General features: G+C 69.0%; 16 protein-coding genes and 3 tRNA genes. 10 read left to right on the top strand and 9 right to left on the bottom strand.

Annotated features, from left to right (window positions below):
• The first annotated feature begins 93 nt into the window (after nt 1-93).
• The 3 genes from hrpA to B5557_RS23605 all read left to right on the top strand — a co-directional run bounded on the left by hrpA (nt 94) and on the right by B5557_RS23605 (nt 4,617).
• Entirely contained in the window at nt 94-4,077 is a 3,984-nt protein-coding gene (gene hrpA, locus B5557_RS23615; RefSeq protein ID WP_079661335.1) for an ATP-dependent RNA helicase HrpA, read from the top strand.
• A gap of 94 nt (nt 4,078-4,171) precedes the next feature.
• Nucleotides 4,172-4,246 (top strand) — tRNA-Asp (locus B5557_RS23610).
• Nucleotides 4,247-4,425: 179 nt separating this feature from the next.
• The gene (locus tag B5557_RS23605) at nt 4,426-4,617 is read left to right on the top strand and encodes a DUF6274 family protein (protein ID WP_079661334.1); all 192 of its coding nucleotides are present in this window, start codon (nt 4,426-4,428) and stop codon (nt 4,615-4,617) included.
• A 473-nt stretch (nt 4,618-5,090) separates the two neighbouring features.
• Here B5557_RS23605 and bldC read toward each other — a convergent pair whose 3' ends face one another.
• Together bldC and B5557_RS23595 are read right to left on the bottom strand one after the other, a co-directional pair.
• A complete protein-coding gene (gene bldC, locus B5557_RS23600) occupies nt 5,091-5,297 on the bottom strand; it encodes a developmental transcriptional regulator BldC (protein WP_003949541.1) in 207 nt (68 codons plus the stop codon).
• Between the two features lie 634 nt (nt 5,298-5,931).
• Nucleotides 5,932-6,777: a hypothetical protein gene (locus tag B5557_RS23595; RefSeq protein ID WP_079661333.1), complete on the bottom strand. Its 846-nt coding sequence runs from the start codon at nt 6,775-6,777 to the stop codon at nt 5,932-5,934.
• A gap of 187 nt (nt 6,778-6,964) precedes the next feature.
• Here B5557_RS23595 and B5557_RS23590 point away from each other — a divergent pair, with 187 nt between their 5' ends.
• A complete protein-coding gene (locus tag B5557_RS23590; protein WP_079661332.1) occupies nt 6,965-8,068 on the top strand; it encodes a Leu/Phe/Val dehydrogenase in 1,104 nt (367 codons plus the stop codon).
• A 311-nt stretch (nt 8,069-8,379) separates the two neighbouring features.
• Nucleotides 8,380-8,640 carry a DUF3073 domain-containing protein gene (locus B5557_RS23585; RefSeq protein ID WP_079661331.1) on the top strand — a complete coding sequence of 87 codons (261 nt, stop codon included), beginning with the start codon at nt 8,380-8,382 and terminating at the stop codon, nt 8,638-8,640.
• A gap of 90 nt (nt 8,641-8,730) precedes the next feature.
• On the opposite strand, the gene purM is transcribed toward B5557_RS23585, so the two are convergent.
• The 7 genes from purM to purS all read right to left on the bottom strand — a co-directional run bounded on the left by purM (nt 8,731) and on the right by purS (nt 16,337).
• Nucleotides 8,731-9,831, bottom strand: coding sequence for a phosphoribosylformylglycinamidine cyclo-ligase (gene purM, locus B5557_RS23580; protein WP_079661330.1), 1,101 nt, complete (start codon nt 9,829-9,831; stop codon nt 8,731-8,733).
• 37 nt (nt 9,832-9,868) lie between these two features.
• On the bottom strand, nt 9,869-11,398 hold the full coding sequence (gene purF, locus B5557_RS23575) for an amidophosphoribosyltransferase (RefSeq protein ID WP_079661329.1): 1,530 nt from the start codon (nt 11,396-11,398) through the stop codon (nt 9,869-9,871).
• A gap of 232 nt (nt 11,399-11,630) precedes the next feature.
• Nucleotides 11,631-12,095 (bottom strand): META domain-containing protein, encoded by a 465-nt coding sequence (locus tag B5557_RS23570; RefSeq protein WP_079661328.1) that lies wholly within the window; start codon nt 12,093-12,095, stop codon nt 11,631-11,633.
• 58 nt (nt 12,096-12,153) lie between these two features.
• A complete protein-coding gene (locus B5557_RS23565; RefSeq protein WP_079661327.1) occupies nt 12,154-12,960 on the bottom strand; it encodes a maleylpyruvate isomerase family mycothiol-dependent enzyme in 807 nt (268 codons plus the stop codon).
• Between the two features lie 148 nt (nt 12,961-13,108).
• Entirely contained in the window at nt 13,109-15,367 is a 2,259-nt protein-coding gene (purL, locus tag B5557_RS23560; RefSeq protein ID WP_079661326.1) for a phosphoribosylformylglycinamidine synthase subunit PurL, read from the bottom strand.
• Nucleotides 15,364-16,068, bottom strand: coding sequence for a phosphoribosylformylglycinamidine synthase subunit PurQ (purQ, locus tag B5557_RS23555; protein ID WP_079661325.1), 705 nt, complete (start codon nt 16,066-16,068; stop codon nt 15,364-15,366). The genes purL and purQ overlap by 4 nt, the downstream gene beginning before the upstream one ends.
• Complete coding sequence (gene purS / locus B5557_RS23550; protein WP_020131278.1) at nt 16,065-16,337, bottom strand: phosphoribosylformylglycinamidine synthase subunit PurS; 273 nt, start codon at nt 16,335-16,337, stop codon at nt 16,065-16,067. Before purS ends, purQ begins: the two co-directional genes overlap by 4 nt.
• A 332-nt stretch (nt 16,338-16,669) precedes the next feature.
• Here purS and B5557_RS23545 point away from each other — a divergent pair, with 332 nt between their 5' ends.
• From B5557_RS23545 to B5557_RS23525, 5 genes are all read left to right on the top strand, one after another.
• Nucleotides 16,670-16,987 (top strand): histone-like nucleoid-structuring protein Lsr2, encoded by a 318-nt coding sequence (locus tag B5557_RS23545; protein ID WP_079661324.1) that lies wholly within the window; start codon nt 16,670-16,672, stop codon nt 16,985-16,987.
• 163 nt (nt 16,988-17,150) lie between these two features.
• A tRNA-Gly gene (locus B5557_RS23540) sits at nt 17,151-17,222 on the top strand.
• A 79-nt stretch (nt 17,223-17,301) separates the two neighbouring features.
• A tRNA-Gly gene (locus B5557_RS23535) sits at nt 17,302-17,374 on the top strand.
• A gap of 170 nt (nt 17,375-17,544) precedes the next feature.
• Nucleotides 17,545-18,525, top strand: a complete 981-nt coding sequence (locus B5557_RS23530) for an ABC transporter ATP-binding protein (protein WP_079661323.1) — start codon at nt 17,545-17,547, stop codon at nt 18,523-18,525.
• 86 nt (nt 18,526-18,611) lie between these two features.
• Complete coding sequence (locus tag B5557_RS23525; protein ID WP_079664951.1) at nt 18,612-19,355, top strand: ABC transporter permease; 744 nt, start codon at nt 18,612-18,614, stop codon at nt 19,353-19,355.
• Nucleotides 19,356-19,362: the final 7 nt, after the last annotated feature.

The raw sequence follows: 19,362 nt of genomic DNA, 5'->3' as shown, positions 1-19,362 counted from the left end.
AAACTGGAGGGGGTTTTCGGCGCTCCGCGTCAGGCGAGGCGGCCCCAAAAGCACTCGCCCAGTCTTTCGCCAAGATGAGATCCTGGATCGCGTATGTCTACGCACCCCGCCCCCGGCGCCCCCGCTCCGGGTACTCCCGCCCTCGGTACTCCCGCCCTCGGCGCTCTCGCTCCCCGCCTGGCCGAGCTGTCCCTGCGCGACGCGCATCGGCTCGGGCGCAGGCTCGAAGGCGCGCGCCGGATCCGCAAGCCGGAGGCCCGTGCCGCCGTCCTCGCCGAGATCGAGGCGGAGGTCGCGCAGGTCGAGGAGCGGATGGCGCTGCGGCGCGGCCGTGTGCCGGCCGTGTCGTATCCCGAGCAGCTTCCGGTCAGCCAGAAGAAGGACGAGATCGCGGCCGCCATCCGTGATCACCAGGTCGTGATCGTCGCCGGTGAGACCGGGTCCGGCAAGACGACCCAGATCCCGAAGATCTGTCTCGAGCTGGGGCGCGGCGTCCGCGGCATGATCGGGCACACCCAGCCCCGTCGTATCGCCGCCCGTACGGTCGCCGAGCGGGTCGCGGAGGAGCTCCGGACGCCACTCGGTGAGGCCGTCGGCTGGAAGGTGCGGTTCACCGACCAGGTGAACCCGGACGCCACCTTCGTGAAGCTGATGACGGACGGCATCCTCCTCGCGGAGATCCAGACCGACCGTGAGCTGCGCGCCTACGACACGATCATCATCGACGAGGCCCACGAGCGGTCCCTCAACATCGACTTCCTGCTGGGCTACCTCGCCCAGCTACTGCCCCGCCGTCCGGATCTCAAGGTCGTCATCACCTCCGCGACCATCGACCCGGAGCGTTTCTCCAGGCACTTCGGCGACGCCCCGATCGTCGAGGTCAGCGGGCGGACATACCCGGTGGAGGTCCGTTACCGGCCGCTCCTCGAAGAGGACTCCGACGACGCCGACCGCGACCAGATCACCGCCATCTGCGACGCGGTCGAGGAGCTCCAGGCCGAGGGAAAGGGCGACATCCTCGTCTTCCTCTCCGGTGAGCGGGAGATCCGCGACACCGCGGACGCGCTCGAGAAGAAGAAGTACCGGTTCACCGAAGTACTGCCGCTCTACGCCCGGCTGTCGCACGCCGAGCAGCACCGGGTGTTCCAGCCGCACACAGGTCGCAGGATCGTTCTGGCCACGAACGTGGCCGAGACATCACTGACCGTCCCGGGCATCAAGTACGTCATCGACCCCGGCTTCGCCCGCATCAGCCGCTACAGCCATCGCACCAAGGTCCAGCGGCTGCCGATCGAGCCCATCTCGCAGGCCAGCGCCAACCAGCGCAAGGGCCGCTGCGGCCGTACCAGCGACGGCATCTGCATCCGCCTGTACGACGAGGACGACTTCCTGGCCCGTCCGGAGTTCACGGACGCGGAGATCCTCCGTACGAACCTGGCGAGCGTCATCCTGCAGATGACCGCGGCGGGCCTGGGCGAGATCGAGAAGTTCCCGTTCATCGACCCGCCGGACCACCGCAACATCCGCGACGGCGTTCAGCTGCTCCAGGAGCTGGGGGCGCTCGACCCGGCCCAGAAGGACCCCCGCAAGCGACTGACGCAGACCGGCCGCAAGCTGGCCCAGCTGCCCGTCGACCCCCGCCTGGCCAGGATGGTCCTGGAGGCCGACAAGAACGGCTGTGTGCGCGAGGTCATGGTCATAGCCGCCGCGCTGTCCATCCAGGATCCGCGCGAGCGCCCTGCCGACAAGCAGACGCAGGCCGACCAGCAGCACGCCCGCTTCAAGGACGAGACCAGCGACTTCCTCGCCTACCTCAACCTGTGGCGGTACGTCCGCGAGCAGCAGAAGGAGCGCGGCTCCTCCTCCTTCCGACGTATGTGCAAGCAGGAGTACCTGAACTTCCTGCGCATCCGTGAGTGGCAGGACATCTACACGCAGCTGCGCACGGTCGCCAAGCAGATGGGGATCCATCTGAACGAGGAGGACGCGGCCGAGCAGAACGTCCACGTCTCCCTCCTCGCCGGTCTGCTCTCGCACATCGGCATGAAAGACGTGAAGGACGGCAACAAGAACGAGTACCTGGGCGCGCGCAGCGCCAAGTTCGCGATCTTCCCGGGCTCGGCCCTGTTCAAGAAGCAGCCGCGCTTCGTGATGTCCGCCGAGCTGGTGGAGACGAGCCGGCTGTGGGCCCGCGTCAACGCGAAGATCGAGCCGGAGTGGGTCGAACCGCTCGCCGGGCATCTCCTGAAGCGGACATACAGCGAGCCGCGCTGGGAGAAGGACCAGGCGGCCGTGATGGCGGACGAGAAGGTCACGCTGTACGGCGTGCCGATCATCGCCCAGCGGAAGGTCAACTACGGCCGGATCGACCCGGAGACCTCGCGCGAGCTGTTCATCCGCAATGCGCTGGTCGAGGGCGACTGGCGTACGCACCACAAGTTCTTCGCCGACAACCGCCGGCTCCTCAGCGAGGTCGAGGAACTGGAGCACCGGGCCCGGCGCCGGGACATCGTCGTCGACGACGACACCCTGTTCGACTTCTACGAGCAGCGGGTGCCCGAACACGTGGTGTCCGGCGCGCACTTCGACTCGTGGTGGAAGCACAAACGACACGAGCAGCCCGACTTCCTGGACTTCGAGCGGGAGATGCTCATCCGGGAGTCGGCGGAGGCGGTCACGAAGGCCGACTATCCGGACTCGTGGCGGCAGGGCCCGCTGAAGTTCCGGGTCACGTACCAGTTCGAACCGGGTGCGGACGCCGACGGCGTGACGGTCCACATCCCGCTCCAGGTCCTCAACCAGGTGACGGGCGAAGGTTTCGACTGGCAGATCCCCGGTCTGCGCGAGGAGGTCGTCACGGAGCTGATCCGTTCCCTCCCGAAGCCGATCCGCCGCAACTACGTGCCGGCGCCGAACTTCGCGCAGCGTTTCCTGGACCAGGCGGTGCCTCTCCAGGAGCCGCTCACCACGGCGATGGCCCGCGACCTGAAACGCATGGTCGGCGTCCCGTTCGAGGCGGAGGACTTCGACTGGTCGCGACTCCCGGACCATCTGAAGATCACCTTCCGGATCGTCGACGAGCGGCGCCGCAAGCTGGCCGAGGACAAGGACCTGGAGTCGTTGAAGCTCCGGCTGAAGCCGAAGGCGAGGCAGGCGATCTCGCAGGCGGCCGCGGCCACCGCCGAACAGCAGGGCGGCGAGGCCCTGGAGCGTTCGGGCCTGACCGACTGGACGATCGGCGCGCTCACCCGCGTCTTCGAAACCCGTCGCGCCGGCCAGCCGGTGAAGGCGTACCCGGCGCTGGTCGACGACGGCGACACGGTCTCCGTACGCCTTTTCGACACGGAGGCGGAGCAGGCGGAGGCGATGTGGAAGGGCACGCGTCGGCTGATCCTGCGCAACATCCCGGTCAACCCGGCAAAGTTCGCATCCGAGAAGTTGACGAACGCCCAGAAGCTCGCGCTGTCCGCGAATCCGCACGGTTCCATCCAGGCGCTGTTCGACGACTGCGCGATGGCGGCCGCGGACCGGCTGATCGCCGACTTCGGCGGGCCGGCGTGGGACGAGGAGTCGTACCGGAAGCTGTACGACAAGGTGCGCGCGGAGATCGTCGACATGACGGCGCGGACGGTCGGACAGGTGCAGCAGGTCCTGGCCGCCTGGCAGGCGTGTGAGCGCCGTCTGAAGGGCGTACGCAGTCCCGTGCTGCTGGCAAACCTGACGGACGTGCGGGGGCAGCTGGACGGCCTCGTGAAGCCGGGCTTCGTGACCTGGGCGGGCCTGCGCCGGCTCCCCGACCTGATGCGCTACCTGGTGGCTGTGGACCGGCGGCTGCAGCAGATGCCGACCGGCGTGCAGCGGGACACCAGCCGCATGGAGAAGGTCCACGAGATGCAGGACGAGTACGCCTGGCTGCTGGAACAACTCCCGCAGGGCCGGCCGGTCCCCTCCTCGGTGCTGGACATCCGCTGGATGATCGAGGAGCTCCGGGTCAGCTACTTCGCCCACGCGCTGGGCACGGCGTACCCCGTCTCCGACAAGCGGATCGTGAAGGCGATCGACGCGGCGGCGCCGTGACGGCTCCTGTACTCAGGGTGAGTTCGACCAGCGGGCTCACCCTCCTGTACAGTCCTTCTCGCAGCACAACGCAACATCAAGTGCCGCAAAACCTGGTCCTGTGGAGCAGTTTGGAGTGCTCGCCACCCTGTCAAGGTGGAGGCCGCGGGTTCAAATCCCGTCAGGACCGCAGTGAAACGAACGAAGGCCCGCATCCCGTACCGGGAAGCGGGCCTTCTTCGTGCGGAGGAGCCCGGATCTTCGGATTCGGGCTTTTCTGTCTCCTGAGGCGCGCCCTTGACGGCGTCACATTGGGCCGGTACCCAGATCTCAGGGCCCGTTCCCGCGTGGCCCCCATGGAGGTGGGGTATGGCGGCATCGGTCAGGCACGAGACGCGGGCGCTGCTCCGCGCGCATCTGTCGGCCGCGTCGTCCTACGGGCATCTGACCCGCCACTGCCTGATCTGCCACCGCTTACAGCGGCTGGCGATGGACGGCGCCACACGGGGCGCCCAGGCCCCCGAGGGAGCCGTCGAGGGGGAGGGCCCGTCCACGGCGTGACCGGCACCGCGTGACCTACCGCCCCGGTCCCGACCCCGACCCCGCCCAACCCCCTTTAGCTCACACGAGTCAGAGGCGACAAGGCCCCTGGCATGTGACGGGTGTCACCGCATGAGTTTTGAAAACATGGGTTCTTACCCGTCTCCTACAACTGGTCAATTTTATATGTGCAATTGCACCACTCGGGAGGATGTCCGGAGGAAGTCCGATGGATGCCCCCAGGAGCCCTCCCAGAGCCTCCCCAGAGTCCGACAAGGTCGATCACAGAGTCACCTGATACGACCCTGCGAGGGGGCTCGAGCCGTCTCAAGCGCACAAAAAAGATCGCGCTGGACCCGGCGGAGTCCAGCGCGATCGACGACGTTCCCAGTGGGCGAGGGGCCTGTTGGGGCAGGACCCACGTCGCTTGGAGCTGCGTTCCGGGCGTCCGAACAGGTTGGGGGACCTGACGTGTTGCCCGGTTATTAAGTTGTTCAGGCCTCGCTGCGCTGCTGCGGGATGCCCGCAAGCAGTGCGCGGACCTCGGCCTCGCGATAACGGCGGTGTCCGCCGAGCGTACGAATCGACGTGAGCTTGCCGGCCTTCGCCCACCGCGTGACCGTCTTCGGGTCCACACGGAACATGGTGGCGACCTCAGCCGGGGTCAGCAGCGGCTCAGCATCAGGGGTGCGAGCGGTCATGAGCGGCCTCCTCGGGAGAACCGAACCTTCTCGGTTCTTTCCTCTAAATTCTGCACCTTGACCCGCGTTGCCCGAAATGGCGGACGCGAGTCGAGTCGGTTATAGGACGAACGGCTTGTCCTCGGCACTACAACTACACCATCTGTCCAGCCGCGTCGGCCAAACCGATGGAATTGCCCCCCAGGTGTTCATCGGCGACGGAAGCCGATGGACCATGCCATAGCGGACAGTCACGCCACTGTGACGATCAGTCACAGGGGCGATCAGGAGTCACGAGACCCCCCAAAGCGTGCAATGCTGAGATTTCCCCCCACAGTGGAGCATAAGTAGGCGGAGGAGCCCTCCCCGGACTCCTTGTCCTATTTTGGCACGAGGATGGGCAAGTGGCGCAAGGGCCGCGTACGTGCGGTCCGTCACCCTTGCGACAAAAGCCCGGATCGGGACCTACGTCCCGTCAGTTCCGTGAAGTGCGGTTGACGGTACGCTGTCCGACCGCTCCATGGCCGTGACGTACGTCACTTATGAAAGCGCTGTCGCCCCTGTCACATCGTCAGTTCACAGCGGCCGAAGGTCAAAGCGGAGGCCCAACCCCGTTCGCGGGGCCGGCTTGGCGGGCCGGCTTCGCGGGGTCGACTCAGTTCGCGGAGCGCCGGTCCCGTACGGACCGCCATCGCTCCACGAGCCGCGCGTACGCCTCGCCGGCCGCCGCGCCGTCCCCGAGCCGCAGCGCCTCGATGCCCTCGGCCACGTCCTTCGCCGAGTGGTCGTCCTCCAGCTCGCCGGCCGGCAGGACATGCACCAGGCCGCCGTAATCCAGTTCCACCAGCGAACGCGGGTGGAACTCCTCCAGCCAGCGCCCGACGTCCAGCAGGCCGTCGATCAGCGGCCCCTCGTCCATGGCGTCCTTCAGCGTGCGCAGCGACCGGGCCACCCTGCGGCGCGCCTGCACCATCGGCGTGCGGTAGCGCAGCACAGGGGCCACCTCCGCCGCCGTCCCCTTGCCGTACTCCCGCTCCTCGTCGGAGACGAGGACGAACCAGTTGAGGGGCACCTGCCAGGCGGCCGTACGGATCCACGGGCGGGCGTCGGGGTTGCGCGCCAGCCACCGCTCGTGGTCCTTGGCCGCCTGCAGACGGACGACCTCGGGGAGCGCGGCCTCCAGGACCGGCCGGGGCAGCTCCTCGGCCAGCTCGCCCAGCGCCAGCCAGCCGCGCAGCCGGGTGCGCCAGGGGCAGACGCAGAGCACGCCGTCCACCTCGGTCACGAACGCGTCGCCGCTCTCCTGCACCGGCACGGCGACCGGCGGGGTGGGCAGCAGGTCGGCCAGCGCGCGGCGCAGCTCGTCCTGGTAGGAGGGGAGCTCGGGGCGGCGGGCGTAGTTCGCCCAGTGGGTGCGTTCGGGCTCGGGGAAGGCGGCCAGCGGCTCGTACACGCGCAGATAGACCGCGTACGGAACGATCACCGAGGACACCTTGGGCACGCCTGCTCCCTCCCCCTTCGGCCGACAAGGAAACCCTGCAAATCGTCGCACGGCGGTACTCCGCGAGAAGGTGATCCCCGACACTGCGAGATCGGCGGGCCACGCAGGCTCTACGCTCGGACCACAGGCCCGCCACCCTTACGGTGCCTTCGCCCCGACCGCCGCTAGTTACCCGGGAGTCACTACCGTGACCGACGTATCCGGCGCACCTGCTGACGTACTGCACACCCTGTTCCACTCGGATCAGGGGGGCCATGAGCAGGTCGTGCTCTGCCAGGACCGCGCCAGTGGCCTCAAGGCCGTCATCGCGCTCCACTCCACCGCTCTGGGCCCTGCCCTCGGCGGTACCCGTTTCTATCCGTACGCGACCGAGGCGGAGGCCGTCGCCGACGCCCTGAACCTCGCGCGCGGGATGTCGTACAAGAACGCCATGGCCGGACTGGACCACGGCGGTGGCAAGGCCGTGATCATCGGCGATCCCGACACGCTCAAGACCGAAGCACTGCTGCTCGCGTACGGCCGTTTCGTGGCCTCGCTCGGCGGGCGGTACGTGACCGCCTGCGACGTCGGCACGTACGTGGCCGACATGGACGTCGTGGCGCGCGAGTGCCGCTGGACGACCGGCCGCTCGCCGGAGAACGGCGGCGCCGGCGACTCGTCCGTGCTGACGGCCTTCGGCGTCTACCAGGGCATGCGGGCCTCCGCCCAGCACCTCTGGGGCGACCCGTCGCTGCGGGGCCGCAAGGTCGGCATCGCGGGCGTCGGCAAGGTCGGCCACCACCTCGTGGAGCATCTGCGCGACGAGGGTGCGGAGGTCGTGATCACGGACGTCCGCGAGGACGCCGTGCGCCGGATCCTCGACCGGCACCCGCAGGGGGTGACGGCGGTCGCCGACACCGCGGCGCTGATCCGCGTCGACGGCCTCGACATCTACGCGCCCTGCGCGCTCGGCGGGGCGCTCGACGACGTCTCGGTGCCGGTGCTGACCGCCCGGATCGTCTGCGGTGCGGCCAACAACCAGCTCGCCCACCCGGGCGTGGAGAAGGACCTCGCCGACCGCGGGATCCTCTACGCGCCGGACTACGTGGTGAACGCCGGCGGGGTCATCCAGGTCGCCGACGAGCTGCACGGGTTCGACTTCGAGCGGTGCAGGGCGAAGGCCGCGAAGATCTTCGATACAACGCTGGACATCTTCGCACGTGCGAAGGAGGACGGGATTCCGCCGGCCGCGGCGGCCGACCGGATCGCCGAGCAGCGGATGCACGAGGCGGCCCAGGCGCGCGGCTGGTGAGGTTCCGGTAAGGACCCCAGGGGGACCCGTCCGAGGGTTTCGGCGGTACCGGCCGGTGGAAAGTTGGAGAGAACTCTCACTCTTCCCGGCGGGTCGGCCGCCGATAAGTGGTTAAAATCGCCACTGACCAGCAAGGACGGGTCGCCTGAAAGGTGCTGTGCAGACGCGCGTGCTACGGGCGACGTACCGTACGGGCGTGGGCTCAGGTACCGTGGGAGCCCTACGACGGGCTCTCTATGGAGAGACCGTCCTGGATCATGAACGCGTGTCAACCTGGGGCCGTCGAGCCCCGTCGTTGAGGGGGTCGAGCCATGGGGCGCGGCCGGGCCAAGGCCAAGCAAGCGAAGGTCGCCCGCCAGCTGAAGTACAACAGCGGCGGGACGGATCTCTCACGCCTGGCCGAAGAGCTGGGCGCATCGCCATCGAACATTCCGCCGAACGGTCAACCGTTCGAGGACGATGACGATGACGATGAGCAGGACGACCCGTACGCCCGGTACGCCGAGCTGTACGGGGCGGACGACGACGAGGATGACGGCGAGGACTCCTCGCAACACCGTCGCGGCGCTTGACCTTGTACTGAGCACCCACCCGGTCGGTGACTTCTGTCACCGACCGGGCCTTGTGCTGCCTACTCGGTCCATCCGGCCCGGCCGGTCGGCTCAGCTCGCGTAGTCGCCGACCAGTTCGGCTCCCGTGGTGTGCGCGCCGCGCTCGGTGATCTCGCCGGCGATCCAGGCGTCGACCCCGCGGTCGGCCAGTGTCGCCAGGGCCACGTCCGCCGACTCCTCGGGCACGATCGCCATCATGCCGACGCCCATGTTCAGGGTCTTCTCCAGCTCCAGGCGTTCCACGGAGCCGGTCCTGCCGACGAGGTCGAAGATCGGGTCCGGGGTCCAGGTGGAGCGGTCCACGGTCGCGTGCAGCGCGTCCGGGATCACACGGGCCAGGTTGGCCGCGAGGCCGCCGCCGGTGATGTGCGAGAAGGCGTGCACATCCGTCGTGCGGGTGAGGGCCAGACAGTCCAGGGAGTAGATCTTGGTGGGCTCCAGGAGCTCCTCGCCGAGGGTGCGGCCCAGCTCGTCGATCCGCGCGTCGAGGGAGAGGCCCGCCTGGTTCAGCAGGACATGCCGGACCAGGGAGTACCCGTTCGAGTGGAGACCGGAGGACGCCATGGCGATCACCGCGTCACCCGTGCGGATGCGATCCGGGCCGAGCAGCCGGTCGGCCTCCACGACGCCCGTACCGGCGCCGGCGACGTCGAAGTCGTCCTCGCCAAGGAGGCCGGGGTGCTCGGCCGTCTCGCCGCCGACCAGGGCGCAGCCGGCCAGCACACAGCCCTCGGCGATGCCCTTGACGATGGCGGCGACCCGCTCGGGGTGGACCTTGCCGACGCAGATGTAGTCGGTCATGAACAGCGGCTCCGCGCCGCACACCACGATGTCGTCCATGACCATGGCGACCAGGTCGTGGCCGATCGTGTCGTACACGCCGAGCCGTCGCGCGATGTCGACCTTGGTGCCGACGCCGTCGGTGGCGGAGGCGAGGAGCGGGCGCTCGAAGCGCTTGAGGGCGGAGGCGTCGAAGAGGCCGGCGAAGCCGCCGAGGCCGCCGAGGACCTCGGGGCGCTGCGTCTTCTTCACCCACTCCTTCATCAGCTCCACGGCGCGGTCGCCCGCTTCGATGTCGACGCCGGCAGCCGCGTAGGAAGTACCGGAAGGAGTGCCCGTCGGCGGAACCGACTGATCAGAAGCAGCAGACATTGCCTGGGATCTTTCGGGTTGGTGATACGTACGAGGCTTACGGGCGACGGATCGCGTCGGCCGCGGCCGTGGCTGCGGGACCGGCCGCCAGCTCGGTCTCCAGCAGCTGCTTGCCGAGCAGCTCCGGGTCCGGGAGCTCCATCGGGTACTCGCCGTCGAAGCAGGCGCGGCACAGGTTCGGCTTGGCGATGGTGGTCGCCTCGATCATGCCGTCGATGGAGATGTAGGCGAGGGAGTCGGCGCCGAGCGAGGTGCCGATCTCGTCGATCGTCATGCCGTTGGCGATGAGCTCCGCGCGGGTGGCGAAGTCGATGCCGAAGAAGCAGGGCCACTTCACGGGCGGCGAGGAGATCCGGATGTGGACCTCGGCCGCGCCCGCCTCACGGAGCATGCGCACCAGGGCCCGCTGGGTGTTGCCGCGGACGATCGAGTCGTCCACGACCACCAGGCGCTTGCCCTTGATGACTTCCTTCAGCGGGTTCAGCTTGAGGCGGATGCCGAGCTGGCGGATGGTCTGCGACGGCTGGATGAACGTCCGGCCGACATAAGCGTTCTTCACCAGGCCCGCGCCGAAGGGGATGCCGGAGGCCTCCGCGTAGCCGATGGCGGCCGGGGTGCCGGACTCCGGGGTCGCTATGACCAGGTCGGCCTCGACGGGCGCTTCCTTGGCGAGCTTGCGGCCCATCTCCACGCGGGAGAGGTACACGTTCCGGCCGGCGATGTCGGTGTCCGGGCGGGCCAGGTACACATACTCGAAGACACAGCCCTTGGGCTTCGCGTCCGCGAAGCGGGAGGTGCGCAGGCCGTTCTCGTCGATGGCGATGAACTCGCCGGGCTCGATCTCGCGGACGTAGGCGGCGCCGCAGATGTCGAGGGCCGCGGACTCGGAGGCGACGACCCAGCCGCGCTCCAGGCGGCCGAGGACCAGCGGACGGATGCCCTGCGGGTCACGGGCGGCGTAGAGGGTGTGCTCGTCCATGAAGACGAGGGAGAAGGCGCCCTTGACCTGCGGGAGGATCTGGTGGGCGGCCTCCTCGATGGTCAGCGGCTTGCCGTCCGCGTCCTCCTGGGCGGCCAGCAGGGCCGTCAGCAGGTCGGTGTCGTTGGTGGCCGCCACGCGAGGCGTACGGCCGCCCTCCTTCTTCGGGAGGTCGGCGACCATCTCGGCGAGCTGCGCCGTGTTGACCAGGTTGCCGTTGTGGCCGAGCGCGATCGAGCCGTGCGCGGTGGCACGGAACGTCGGCTGGGCGTTCTCCCACACGGAGGCGCCGGTGGTCGAGTAGCGGGCGTGTCCGACCGCGATATGACCCTGGAGCGAACCGAGCGAGGTCTCGTCGAAGACCTGGGAAACGAGCCCCATGTCCTTGAAGACAAGGATCTGGGAGCCGTTACTGACCGCGATTCCCGCGGATTCCTGGCCTCGATGCTGGAGGGCGTAGAGCCCGAAGTAAGTGAGCTTGGCGACCTCTTCACCGGGAGCCCAGACTCCGAAGACGCCACAAGCGTCCTGGGGGCCTTTCTCGCCGGGGAGCAGATCATGACTGAGTCGACCGTCACCACGTGGCACGCCATCGAGTGTAGGCGAGGTCGTCCACTGGTCCGAATTGGGGATACTCGCCGGTAACTGGATCACTCGGGGGTGGACACATCCATGATCGACTTGTTTTCGCAGGTCAGGCGGCGGATTTAGTGATCCACTGGACGGTCGGACGCGCTGCGGGGGCGATTCGGCGAGGACCCGTTCCGGGTGCGCGAGTGAGGTGTCGCACACCGATGATGCCGGCGGGCGCGGGCCGGTCTCATTTCCTGGTCAGCCGGACCTGGTCGCCGTCGGCCGTGGCGAGCGTCAGCGTGGCGCCCTTGACCTTGGTGGTGAGCGCACCCTGACCGAGGGTGCCGGCCAGCGTGCGTTCGAAGGACATGGGCTGGTCCGTGCAGGCCATCCTGGTCGACCGGGAGTCCGTGAACCGGATGGTGTCGACCCCGACGACGACCTTGGCGGTGAAGTTGTTGCAGCCGTAGTTGCCCGCCGCCTTGCCGTCCTCGATCTCGACGTGCGCCCCGGAGGGGGCACGGTGGGTGGCACCGTCCACGGTGACGCTGTCGACGTTCCACCGGACCCCGGTGACGGGCTGTTCGGCGCTCACCGACCCGCTGCCGGGCTGCCCGCCGTCCGCTTTCTCGCTTCCGCAGGCCGCGGCGAGCGGGACGAGGACGGCCACGGCCGTCACCATCATGCGCTGCTTGTGCCCATACGTGTGCATGCCGATGTGACGGTCACCGGAGACGACCGGTTCCCCTCACGGCACCAGTGGCGTCCCGCTACGACATCAGTGGCAGCAGTTCCGCGAGGTTCGCCCGCTCGCCGCTCGCGCCGACCTTCGCCTCCTCGACGGCGTCCTGCCAGGTCACCCGGCCGGTCGCCAGCCGGATCCAGGTCAGCGGGTCGGTCTCGACCACGTTGGGCGGGGTGCCCCGGGTGTGCCGCGGGCCCTCGACGCACTGCACGACGGCGTACGGCGGGATCCGCACCTCCGTCGCGCCGCCGGGCGCCTTGACGGCGAGGGCGTCGGCGAGGAGCCGGGTGGCGGCCGCGAGCGCCTGCCGGTCGTAGGGGATGTCCAGGCCGGGGACGGCGGCGTTGAGGTCGTCGGTGTGGACGACGAGTTCGACGGTGCGGGTGACGAGGTAGTCGGCGAGGGCGATGGCGCCGGTCCGGGCGGCGAGGAGGCGGTCGCCGGGGGCGGTGGCGAGGGCCTCGGTGAGCCGTTCCTCGGTGCGGGCGTAGAGGGCGTTCAGGGCGTTTTGGCCGGGGTGGGCGGCCGCGAGGTCCAGGGTGTCGTCGGAGATCCCGGCGGCTCGGACGGCGGTGGCGAACGGCCAGTCCAGGAGGGCGAGCTCGGCCTTCGGGGGTTCGGGCCGGTCGAGGTTGCGGCTGACGGTCTCCACCGCCATGGTGACGTGCGCGGCGAGGTCCTGGACGGTCCAGCCCGCCAGCCGCGTGGGCAGGGCGAGCTGCTCGGGGGTGAGCGTGGCCACGGCCCGGCGTACGTTCCCGAACTGCGCGGTGACCGCGGCGCGGATCTTGACGGGGTCGTAGGCGCGCGTGCGCTTCTTGGCCGGGGGCATGGCGGTGAGCCTAGCCAGTGCGTGCCGTTCCCTGCCCTGTCACGGGGAACGCCTCAGCCTGCGTCCGGGTCGCCGGTGACGGTACGACGATCACGCCGAAGGCCCCGCCGGTGGTGAACCGGCGAGGCCTTCGGCGTCGTACGACTGATTACTTGAGCAGCGCCGGGATGGTCTCCTCGTGGGCCGTGCGCAGTTCCTCGAGCGACAGCTCGAACTCGCCCTGGAGCTCGACCGTGTCACCGTCCACGACGCCGACGCGGGTCACGGGCAGGCCGCGCGCCTCGCACATGTCGTTGAAGCGGAGCTCCTCGGAGCGCGGCACGGCGACGACGGCGCGGCCGGCCGACTCGGAGAACAGGAGGGTGAAGGCGTCGAGCCCGTCCGGCACGACCAGTCGGGCGCCCTTGCCGCCGAGCAGCGCCGACTCCACGACCGCCTGGATCAGACCGCCGTCGGACAGGTCGTGCGCGGAGTCGATCATGCCGTCGCGGGAGGCGGAGATCAGGATCTCGCCGAGCAGCCGCTCCCGCTCCAGGTCGACCTTGGGAGGCAGACCGCCGAGGTGGTCGTGGACGACCTGCGACCAGGCCGAGCCGCCGAACTCCTCACGCGTGTCACCGAGGAGGTAGAGCAGCTGGCCCTCCTCCTGGAAGGCGACGGGCGTGCGGCGCGCGACGTCGTCGATGACTCCCAGCACCGCGACCACGGGGGTCGGGTGGATGGCGACCTCGCCGGTCTGGTTGTAGAGCGAGACGTTGCCGCCGGTCACCGGGGTGCCGAGCTGCTGGCAGGCGTCGGCGAGTCCACGGATGGCCTCCGCGAACTGCCACATCACCGCCGGGTCCTCCGGCGAGCCGAAGTTCAGGCAGTCGGAGACGGCGAGGGGCTTGGCGCCGGTCGTCGCCACGTTCCGGTACGCCTCGGACAGGGCAAGCTGCGCGCCCGCGTACGGGTCGAGCTTGGCGTAGCGGCCGTTGCCGTCGGTCGCGATGGCGACGCCGAGGCCGGTCTTCTCGTCGATCCGGATCATGCCGGAGTCCTCGGGCTGGGCGAGGACGGTGTTGCCCTGCACGAAGTGGTCGTACTGGGACGTGATCCACTTCTTGGAGGCCTGGTTGGGCGAGCTCACGAGCTTGAGGACCTGGTCCTTCAGCTCCTCGCCCGTCTGCGGCCGGGGCAGCTTGTTCGCGTCGTCGGCCTGCAGGGCGTCCTGCCAGTCCGGGCGGGCGTACGGCCGCTCGTAGACCGGGCCGTCGTGGGCGACGGTGCGCGGGTCGACGTCGACGATCTTGCCGCCGTGCCAGAAGATCTCCAGGCGGTCGCCGTCGGTCACCTCACCGATGACGGTGGCGATGACGTCCCACTTGTCGCAGATCTCCAGGAAGCGGTCGACCTTCTCCGGCTCGACGACCGCGCACATGCGTTCCTGCGACTCGCTCATGAGGATTTCCTCGGGCGAGAGCGTCGAGTCGCGCAGCGGTACGTCGTCCAGGGTCACGCGCATGCCGCCGGAGCCGTTCGAGGCGAGCTCGGACGTGGCGCAGGACAGGCCGGCCGCGCCGAGGTCCTGGATGCCGACGACCAGCTTCTCGGCGAAGGCCTCCAGGGTGCACTCGATGAGGAGCTTCTCCTGGAAGGGGTCGCCGACCTGCACGGCCGGACGCTTCGAGGGCTTGGCGTCGTCGAAGGTCTCACTCGCCAGGATCGACGCGCCGCCGATGCCGTCGCCGCCGGTCCGAGCCCCGTACAGGATGACCTTGTTGCCCGCGCCGGAGGCCTTCGCCAGGTGGATGTCCTCGTGCCGCATCACACCGATGGCACCCGCGTTGACCAGCGGGTTTCCCTGGTAGCAGGCGTCGAAGACGACCTCGCCGCCGATGTTCGGCAGGCCCAGGCAGTTGCCGTAGCCGCCGATGCCGGCGACGACGCCCGGGAGGACGCGCTTGGTGTCGGGGTGGTCGGCCGCGCCGAAACGCAGCGGGTCGACGACGGCGACCGGCCGCGCGCCCATCGCGATGATGTCGCGGACGATGCCGCCGACGCCGGTGGCCGCGCCCTGGTAGGGCTCGACGTACGACGGGTGGTTGTGCGACTCGACCTTGAAGGTGACCGCATAGCCCTGGCCGACGTCGACGACGCCCGCGTTCTCGCCGATGCCCACGAGCAGCGCGTCGGACTGGGGGGCCTTCTCACCGAACTGGCGGAGGTGGACCTTGGAGGACTTGTAGCTGCAGTGCTCGGACCACATGACGGAGTACATGGCGAGCTCGGCGCCGGTGGGCCGGCGGCCGAGGATCTCCACGACCCGCTCGTACTCGTCCTTCTTCAGGCCGAGTTCGGCCCAGGGCAGCTCGACGTCGGGGGTCTCGGTCGCGTGCTCGACCGTGTCCAGAGGCGTCCGGCTCATGCGTTGACCAGCTTCTTGAGGATCGAGGTGAAGAACGGGAGACCGTCGGTGCGGCCCGACCCGACGAGCGGCTCCACGGCGTGCTCCGGGTGCGGCATGAGGCCTACGACGTTGCCGGCCTCGTTGGTGATGCCGGCGATGTCGCGGAGACTGCCGTTGGGGTTACCCCGCTCATTGGCGACTCCGTCGCGGGCCAGGTACCGGAAGGCGACGCGGCCCTCGGCCTCGAGCTTGTCGAGGGTGTACTCGTCGGCGACGTACCGGCCGTCCATGTTCTTCAGCGGGATGTGGATCTCCTGGCCCGCCTCGTAGTCGACGGTCCAGGCGGTGTCCGCGTTCTCCACCCGCAGCTTCTGGTCGCGGCAGATGAAGTGGAGGTGGTCGTTGCCGAGCATCCCGCCGGGAAGCAGGTGGGCCTCGGTGAGGATCTGGAAGCCGTTGCAGATGCCCAGGACCGGGAGGCCGGCCTTCGCCTGCTCGATGACGGTCTCCATCACCGGCGAGAAGCGGGAGATGGCTCCGGCGCGCAGATAGTCGCCGTAGGAGAAACCGCCGGGCAGCACCACGGCATCGACCTGGTGGAGGTTCTTGTCCTTGTGCCAGAGCGCGACGGGTTCGGCGCCCGCGAGGCGGATCGCCCGCTGGGTGTCCCGGTCGTCGAGACTTCCCGGGAAAGTGACGACGCCAATACGAGCGGTCACTTCGCGGCTCCCGCGACTGCTTCTTCCGACTCGACCTTGACCGTGAAGTCCTCGATCACGGTGTTGGCGAGGAAGGATTCCGCAAGATCGTGGATGCGGGCGAGGGCTGCCTCGTCGACGGGTCCGTCAACTTCCAGTTCGAATCGCTTTCCCTGACGTACGTCGGAGATGCCTTCGAAACCCAGCCGCGGCAGTGCGCGCTGCACCGCCTGGCCCTGGGGGTCGAGGATCTCCGGCTTGAGCATGACGTCGACTACGACGCGTGCCACTGGCACTCCCGGTGGTGTGGTGCTGAGCAGGTTCCTGCGGGTGTCTCCAACAGGTGTCTTCAGACTACCCGCACAAAATTTCTACGCGAGTAGAGTTGTAGGAAGCTACGTGACGGCCATCACGATCCCGCATCGGAGGGGGGCGTTCACGAAAAGTTACTGGAAAGATCCCCGAACAGTCCCGGATACCTATTGCGCTCGGACACGCGGACAGATTTAGTCGGGCTTCACAATGCATTCCGCGCACTGTACAAATGAATTGGAAATAGCCGAGACTCGGCACTTCGCCGCAGCTGAGCTGTATGCGGTGCCGGACGAAGGGACCGATATTCGTGGCGCAGAAGGTCGTGGTCACTCTCTTTGACGACATCGACGGCTCGGAAGCGGCGGAAACGATCGCCTTCGGACTCGACGGCAAGTCGTACGAGATCGACCTGAATGAAGCCAATGCCAAGAAACTGCGTAAGGCGCTTGCGCCCTACGTGGAAGCCGGCCGCAAGCGGTCGAGGTCGGGCAGGGCGTACAAGCAGACGGAGGTCGCCCCCGACCCCGCGGCGGTCCGCGCCTGGGCCCAGGCCAACAAGATGGAGGTGCCGGCCCGCGGCCGTATCCCCAAGAAGATCTACGAGGCGTTCGCCGACGCGCAGTGACGCCCGGCGAGGCGCGTCGCTGAACGGCACCCGCAGAGCCGTGGGCCGACGGCCGGTCACCCGCCCCTCGAACGAACCGACTTGCGCTGCACCCCTCCCGGTCGGCTAGAGTCTGGAGCACGCCGAGGGGCGAGGCCGAAAAGGCCCAGCTCACGGAGTACATGCGGGTGTAGTTCAGTAGCAGAACATCCCCCTTCCAGGGGGAAGGCGCAGTGTGCAATTCCTGTCACCCGCTCTGCATGGCCGTCCGACCACTGTCGTGGATCGGGTAGGCTGGTGCTCGCGCCGATCGGTGAAAGCTGGTCGGAGGCAATGCGGACGTAGCTCAGTTGGTAGAGCGCAACCTTGCCAAGGTTGAGGTCGCGAGTTCGAGCCTCGTCGTCCGCTCTGAATCAAGCCCCCCGGCTTCCACCGGGGGGCTTTTTCGTGCGTGCGGGCGTGCGGGCGTGCGGCGTGAGCGAAGCGATCCGCGGCGCGAGCGACCGACTGACATTTGTCATACGGAGTGGTGACACCTCGCACTGCTGACGGCCTCCGACCGCGGGGACGCTGGAGGCATGAACACGAATGAACACGTGATTGAGGTCACGGGCCTCCGGCGTGTCTACGGGGGCGGGTTCGAAGCGGTCCGTGGGATCTCCTTCCATGTCGACCGCGGTGAGATCTTCGCGCTGCTGGGCACCAACGGCGCCGGAAAGACATCGACCGTCGAGTTGCTGGAGGGCCTCGCGCGGCCCGACGGCGGGCGCGTCTCCGTGCTCGGCCATGACCCGTACACAGGGCGGGCCGCCGTACGGCCGCGCACCGGCGTGATGCTCCAGGAGGGTGGTTTCCCCTCCGAGCTGACCGTCGCCGAGACCGCGCGGATGTGGGCCGGCTGCGTGAGCGGCGCCCGCCCGGTCGGGGAGGCGCTGGCACTGGTCGGGCTCGCCGGGCGGGCCGGCGTCCGGGTCAAGCAGCTGTCCGGGGGCGAGCGCCGACGCCTCGACCTCGCGCTCGCCGTCCTCGGCGAGCCCGAGGTGCTGTTCCTGGACGAGCCGACGACCGGCCTGGACGCCGAGGGCCGCCGCGACACCTGGGACCTGGTACGCGCCCTGCGCGACACCGGTACGACGGTGCTGCTGACCACCCACTACCTGGAGGAGGCGGAGCACCTCGCCGACCGGCTGGCCATCCTGCACCAGGGCCGCATCGCCGCCGCGGGGACACCCGCCGAGGTAACCGGCGCCCAGCCGTCCCGGATCACCTTCGAACTGCCCGACGGGTACTTCATGGGCGACCTGCCGCCCCTGGGTGAGCTGGGCGTGTGCGGTCACGAGAGCGAGGGCCGCGTCGTACGGCTGCGCACGCGGGAGCTGCAGCGCGCGGCGACCGGCCTGCTGGTGTGGGCCGAGCGGGCCGGCGTCGAACTACGTCGGCTGGACGTGCGGTCGGCCTCGCTAGAGGAGGCGTTTCTTGGGATCGCCCGGGAGGCGTCGCACCGTGACGAGGCCGGTGCGACCGGCGAGACCGGCGAGACCGAGGAGGCCGCGGCATGAGCGGGGCGACGGTGCAGGACTCCGAGGGCAGGGGCGCGGCCGCCACCGGTACGGACGGGCGTACGGCCACGACTCCCGCGAGCCGGATGGTCGCCCTCGCGCGAGCCGAGCTGACGCTGCTCGGGCGCAGCAAGAGCACGATCATCACGGCCGTGTTCGTGCCGCTGGTGCTGCCGGTCAGCCTGGCGTCGGTCGTCGACGACATGGGCGTGGAGGATGTCGGGCTCAGCGTCGGACTGGTGCTGCTGCCCGCCGCGATCGGGTTCTCGCTGCTGTTCGGGGTGTACTCGGCGCTGGCCGCCATCTACACCGCCCGGCGCGAGGAGTTGGTGTTGAAGCGGCTGCGGACCGGCGAGCTGCGGGACGCCGAGATCCTCGGCGGGGCGGCGCTGCCGGTCCTCGCCACCGGGTTGGTGCAGTCCCTGGTGCTGGTGGCCGGCTCCACGGTCCTGCTCGACGTACCGGCCCCGAAAGCGCCCCATCTCGCGGTGCTGGGGCTGCTGTTGGGCCTGGTGATGTGCGCGGCGCTCGCGGCTGTCACGGCGACGGTGACCCGGACCGTGGAGAGCGCACAGGTCACCACGATGCCGATGGTGCTCGTGTCGATGACCGGCTCCGGGGTGACCGTCCCGCTGGAACTGCTGCCCGACCGGCTCGCCTCCGTCTGCGAACTGCTGCCGCTGTCCCCGGTGATCACCCTGATCCGCGGCGGCTGGACCGGAAACCTGTCGGCGTACGAGGCCCTGGGCGCCCTGGCGACCGCGCTGGCCTGGACGGTACTGGCGGTGTTTGCTGTACAGCGGTGGTTCCGGTGGGAGCCGAGGCGCTAGGCCGACA

The organism is Streptomyces sp. 3214.6 (assembly GCF_900129855.1).
Classification (GTDB): domain Bacteria; phylum Actinomycetota; class Actinomycetes; order Streptomycetales; family Streptomycetaceae; genus Streptomyces; species Streptomyces soliscabiei.
This window is presented reverse-complemented; position numbering and strand designations above follow the sequence as displayed.